The following is a 4184-nucleotide window of genomic DNA, read 5'->3' as shown; positions in this document are numbered from 1 at the left end:
TCAGCCCCTGCTTCGCGCGCAACTCCAGCGAATCACAGCATCGCCGCCGTGGCAAATACTGATCCCTACCAAAAGAATCTCACGCTCTGAGGAGCGCGGAACGCGCGTCTCGAAGGATGAAGGCCGGGCTGCAGCAGCGAGGCCTTCATGGTTCGAGACGGCGCTTGCGCGCCTCCTCACCATGAGGAGCGACAGTTACGCCGCCTTGGCGACGTCCACCTTGCGGAAACGCACCAGCGAGAAGTGTCCCAGCGGCGGGATCAGGCGGCGCTCGGCAAGCTCGATGCCATTGGCACCGGCGAGCCATTTGGCGTAGCGCGACCAGGCGAACTCGGCGGTGCGGAAGCCGAGCGGACGCACCACCGGCTGCAGCTTCTGCTCGATGAAGCGGCGCATGCCGGCGTCGGCGCTGACGCGGGTGAGGATGATCAGCTCGCCGCCCGGCCGCAGCACGCGGGCGAATTCGTCGAGCGCCTTCTCCGGGTTCGGCACGGCGGTGACGACGTACTGCGCCATCACCACGTCGAACGAATTGTCGGGGAATTCGAGCTTCTCGGCGTCCATCACCGCGAGCCCCTCGACGTTCTTCAACTTCTGCTCGGCGACGCGCTGGCGCGCCTTGTCGAGCATCGCTTCCGAAATGTCGGTGCCGAAGATGCGCAGGTTCGGCGCGTAAAGCGGCAACGAGATGCCGGTGCCGACGCCGACCTCGAGCACTCGTCCGCCGATCTTGTTGGTGGCCGCGATCGCAGCCTGCCGGCCCTTGGCGAACACGCCGCCGAACACGAGATCGTAGACCGGCGCCCAGCGATCGTAGGCCTGCTCGACCGTGCCGCGGGTAAGGTCGAGCTGCTGGGTGCCGTCAAGGTTCATAATCTTAGCCATCGATGAGGTTCTCGCTGTGGATCCAATGAAAGGTCAACCGCGCACCGGCCGCCGCGCCATGCGAGGCGAGGCGCGCAGGACGCGGCTGGGCTGAAGTGAGGTGAGGTTTCCGACGAACTGGCGCGCGCTGTTCTCCCAGGAACGCTCCAGCGCGAAGTTGCGGCAGGTCTCGCGCGACATGGTGAGTGCGCGCAGGCACGCGGTACGCAAATCGTGGTCGATCGCGCCGATCGGATGATCGGCGATGACGTCCTTGGGACCCGTCACCGGAAACGCCGCAACCGGCGTACCGCAGGCGAGCGCCTCGAGCTGCACCACGCCGAAGGTGTCGGTCAGGCTCGGAAACACGAACACGTCGGCGGCGGCAAGATGCGCGGTGAGATCGGCGCCCTTCTTCTCGCCGAGGAAGACTACGTCCGGATACTTCTTCTCCAGCGCGGCCTTCTGCGGGCCGTCGCCGACGACCACCTTGGTGCCGGGCAGGTCGAGCGAGAGGAACGCTTCGAGATTCTTCTCCACCGCGACGCGGCCCATGGTCATGAAGATCGGGCGCGGCAAATCGAGCTTGGCCAGATGATCGGGATGAAACAGCTCGGTGTTGACGCCGCGCGTCCAGAAGCCGAGCCGCTTGAACCCGCGCTCGGACAACTCCTGCCGCAGCGAGGGCGTCGCCACCATGGTCATCGCGGCGGCATCGTGGAAATGGCGCAGCACGGCATAGCCGACCGCGGCCGGGATGCCGGTCCGTACCGAAACGTATTCCGGAAAGCGGGTCGTATAGGAGGTCGTGAAGGCAAGCCGGTTGCGCCGGCAATAGGCCCGCGCGGCCCAGCCGATCGGACCTTCGGTCGCGATGTGCAGCGCGTCGGGCGCCGCCTTCTCGATCCGCCGCGCGATCTCCCTTCCGCTCGGCAGCGCGATACGCAGACCCGGATAGGTCGGCAGCGGCCAGGACGGAAAGCCGTCCGGGGTGAGGAAGTCGATCTCGACATCGAGCGCCTTGGCCGCGTTCGCCAGCGAGGTCAGGGTGCGGACCACACCGTTGACCTGCGGATGCCAGGCGTCAGTCGCGATTAATACCCGCATGGGGAAATCCCGAGAGTTTGATGATTCTCGGCTTAGGACCATCAACCACGGATATTTCAGGCGTGTGACGTCATAGAAGTGTCGGCCCGCTGTTTTGTTCGTTAACGGACCCCTGCGGCCACGAAACTGTCATGAAACAATCCTTGCCGCGATGAAACCGTTTTCGGTTTTCCGCGCAAACGTCCCGAAACTTGTTTCCGTTAGTGATTTACGCAACGGAGCACCGCAACGGTGCCGGGGTGACCAAAAACACCCGCGCAAACAGGGGCGATCAATGTTCAAGCTGGACACGTTCAAGACGTATTCGCGCGCCGTTGCCTTCGGCGCAGTCGCGATCTCCGCGATCGCTTTCGCAGGCCCGGCCAAGGCCGCGCCGGTGCAGCTCTTCCCGTTCTTCCAGCCGCTGCCGCCGATGGCGGCACCGCAGCCGATCCAGCCCTATCAGCCCTACCAGGCTGCGCCCTCCCAAGCCGCGCCGTCGGAAGATCAGGACACCGTCGAGATGCCGGCCCGCTTCCGCCGCCAGACGGTTTCCTATGCGACGCGCGAGGCGCCGGGCACCATCATCATCGATACGCCCAACACCTATCTTTATTACGTGCTCGGTAACGGCCAGGCGCTGCGCTACGGCATCGGCGTCGGCCGCGACGGCTTCACCTGGTCCGGCATCCAGTCGGTGAGCAAGAAGGCCGAGTGGCCGGACTGGACCCCGCCGCCGGAGATGATCGCCCGCCAGCCCTATTTGCCGCGCCACATGGCCGGCGGCCCCGGCAACCCGTTAGGGGCCCGCGCCATGTATCTCGGCGGCACCATCTACCGCATCCACGGCACCAACGCGCCCGAGACCATCGGCAAGCACGTCTCCTCCGGCTGCATCCGCATGACCAACAACGACGTCACCGACCTCTATTCCCGCGTCAATGTCGGCACCAAGGTGATCGTGCTGCCGATGACGGAACGCAGAGCCGACCTCGGCGCTGCGACGCGCTAAAGCGACAGGACATTGTGACGCGAACGGCCCTGGAACCCACCGGGGCCGTTTTCGTTTGCCCTCGACATCCTGACGCGCGCTTGCTGCGGCGCGTTTCGCCATGGAGGCGCAGATGCGACCATGCCAGCAGACATCGCCGAGCGCATGGCTGCGCGCGATCGTGGGTGTGGGAGCTCTGACGTCGCTCCTTTCTGCCCCCTCCTCCTTCGCACAGCAGCCGGCGAGCGACGCGGCGGCTCAGCAGGCCTTCAACAATGCCTGCCGCACCTGTCACTCCGTGAAGGAAGGCGACAACCGCCTCGGTCCGAACCTCAACAAGATCATCGGACGCAAGGCCGGCGCGCTGCCGGACTACAATTATTCGTCGTCGATGAAAGAAGCCGGCTTCGCCTGGGACCAGGACAAGCTCACCCGCTTCATGGTCAAGCCTGACGAGGTCGTGTCCGGCAACAAGATGCAGCCCTATGGCGGCATCTCGGCTGAGGAAGCGGGCAAGATCGTTGCGTATCTTCAGACGGCGGGCGGGCAATAACGGCGTCGGCGCCGCGTGTTGAGGCTTGCATCGGAATCGCGGCGCATCCTTCGAGACGCCCGCCTGCGGCGGGCCCTCAGGATGAGGGCTGAGTGTGCGGGCCGCAATCTATCCGTGGTACTTGCGCCAAATCCCGGCTGCCAGTTAGCCTCATCCTGAGGAGCGCGCCCTTGCGCGCGTCTCGAAGGACGAGGCGTGCACGATGACCGAAGGCGCGTGGCTCTACATTCTCAGGTGTGCCGATGGCAGCTACTACATCGGCACGACACGAAGCGAGCTCGAAATCAGGATCGCGCAGCACAACACCGGCACGTTCGCGGGCTATACAAAGTCGCGTCGCCCCGTAACCCTGGTCTTCTCGCAATGGTTCGACCGCATCACCGACGCGATCGAATGCGAGCGCAAGCTCAAGAAATGGAGCCGCGCCAAGAAGGAAGCCTTCATGCGCGGCGATTTTTGCAGAGCTGCACGAGTTGGCAAAGCGCGGATCACATGATCCTTCGAGACGCCCGCCTGCGGCGGGCCCTCAGGATGAGGGCTGAGTGTGCGGCCACTAATCCGTCCGAAGCGTTTGCACCAAGCCGCAGATGCCCGGTAGCCTCATCCTGAGAGCGTGAGAATGATTCGCTTTTGTCGGGCGAGTTTCACCATAATAGGCGAGAAGGCAGCGAGCGTGGGCGATGCGGTTGA

Annotated in this window: 5 protein-coding genes; 3 read left to right on the top strand and 2 right to left on the bottom strand. The window is 64.6% G+C overall.

Annotated features, from left to right (window positions below; translation table 11 throughout):
- Positions 1–195: 195 nt before the first annotated feature.
- Positions 196–885, bottom strand: a complete 690-nt coding sequence (locus tag GGD63_RS39800; protein WP_183250644.1) for a methyltransferase domain-containing protein — start codon at positions 883–885, stop codon at positions 196–198.
- Between the two features lie 33 nt (positions 886–918).
- The gene (locus GGD63_RS39795) at positions 919–1971 is read right to left on the bottom strand and encodes a glycosyltransferase family 1 protein (RefSeq protein ID WP_183250643.1); all 1053 of its coding nucleotides are present in this window, start codon (positions 1969–1971) and stop codon (positions 919–921) included.
- 274 nt (positions 1972–2245) lie between these two features.
- On the opposite strand from GGD63_RS39795, the gene GGD63_RS39790 reads away from it, so the two are divergent.
- The 3 genes from GGD63_RS39790 (at position 2246) to GGD63_RS39780 (ending at position 3990) form a co-directional block, all read left to right on the top strand.
- Complete coding sequence (locus tag GGD63_RS39790) at positions 2246–2962, top strand: L,D-transpeptidase (RefSeq protein ID WP_183250642.1); 717 nt, start codon at positions 2246–2248, stop codon at positions 2960–2962.
- A 100-nt stretch (positions 2963–3062) separates the two neighbouring features.
- Complete coding sequence (locus tag GGD63_RS39785) at positions 3063–3494, top strand: cytochrome c family protein (protein WP_183250641.1); 432 nt, start codon at positions 3063–3065, stop codon at positions 3492–3494.
- A gap of 202 nt (positions 3495–3696) precedes the next feature.
- Entirely contained in the window at positions 3697–3990 is a 294-nt protein-coding gene (locus GGD63_RS39780) for a GIY-YIG nuclease family protein (RefSeq protein ID WP_246785839.1), read from the top strand.
- The last annotated feature ends 194 nt before the right edge of the window (positions 3991–4184 follow it).

Origin of the sequence: Bradyrhizobium sp. cir1 (assembly GCF_014198245.1) — a bacterium.
Lineage (GTDB): Bacteria > Pseudomonadota > Alphaproteobacteria > Rhizobiales > Xanthobacteraceae > Bradyrhizobium.
The sequence above is the reverse complement of the archived record's forward strand: the minus strand, read 5'-3'. Positions and strand labels throughout refer to the sequence as shown.